Source organism: Dietzia massiliensis (genome assembly GCF_018390595.1).
Lineage (GTDB): Bacteria > Actinomycetota > Actinomycetes > Mycobacteriales > Mycobacteriaceae > Dietzia > Dietzia massiliensis.
Genome location: NZ_JAHBAV010000130.1, coordinates 1 through 1037, shown reverse-complemented (window position 1 = coordinate 1037; position 1037 = coordinate 1). Strand labels below are relative to the sequence as shown.

General features: G+C 58.2%; 1 rRNA gene. It reads left to right on the top strand.

Going from position 1 to position 1037, the window contains the following annotated elements:
* Nucleotides 1-302: 302 nt before the first annotated feature.
* A 23S ribosomal RNA gene (locus KHA85_RS16455) occupies nucleotides 303-1037 on the top strand; the annotation flags it as partial.

Below are 1037 nucleotides of genomic sequence, written 5' to 3'. Positions count from 1 at the left end.
GTCCCGTTCGTGGGCCGGCCGGACGCTCAATTGGGTGGAACACTATCGCGCAGGATCTCGCTGTGATCTCATCTGGCGTCGGCTCAGGGCCGACTGTTGGTGGGGGAGCGAGGGTCCGGGACGAAACACACTGTTGGGTGTCTGAAACAACACCGTCTGACCCGCAGAGCGGGTTGGGTTGTTTCTGGTGGCACTGATTCCCGATGCACCTGATGCGCCATGCGTGGCCGGGGTGTGGGTGGGGTTGGTGTGTGTTGTTTGAGAACTGCACAGTGGACGCGAGCATCTTTAATTGTTTGTGAATGTAAGTGTGTAAGAGCACACGGTGGATGCCTTGGCACCAAGAGCCGATGAAGGACGTAGTAGGCTGCGATAAGCCTCGGGGAGCTGCCAAACGAGCTGTGATCCGAGGGTGTCCGAATGGGGGAACCCAGCACGCGTGATGGCGTGTTACCCGCATCTGAATACATAGGGTGTGTGGAGGGAACGCGGGGAAGTGAAACATCTCAGTACCCGCAGGAAGAGAAAACAACAGTGATTCCGTCAGTAGCGGCGAGCGAACGCGGAGGAGGCTAAACCGCATGCGTGTGATACCCGGCAGGGGTTGCGTGTGTGGTGTTGTGGGGCGCGATGTCCTTGGTTCTGCCGGACCGGGCGCCGATTGACCGTGGGTTAGGGGAACGACTTGGAAGGGTCGACCGGAGAGGGTGAGAGTCCCGTACCTGAAAACTGCGCGGCGGGGCGATTTGTGTACCCAAGTAGCAGCGGGCCCGTGAAATCTGCTGTGAATCTGCCGGGACCACCCGGTAAGCCTGAATACTCCTTGGTGACCGATAGCGGATTAGTACCGTGAGGGAATGGTGAAAAGTACCCCGGGAGGGGAGTGAAATAGTACCTGAAACCGTGTGCTTACAATCCGTCAGAGGCCTTTTGGGCTGATGGCGTGCCTTTTGAAGAATGAGCCTGCGAGTTAGTGGTATGTCGCGAGGTTAACCCGTGTGGGGAAGCCGTAGCGAAAGCGAGTCCGAATAGGGCGA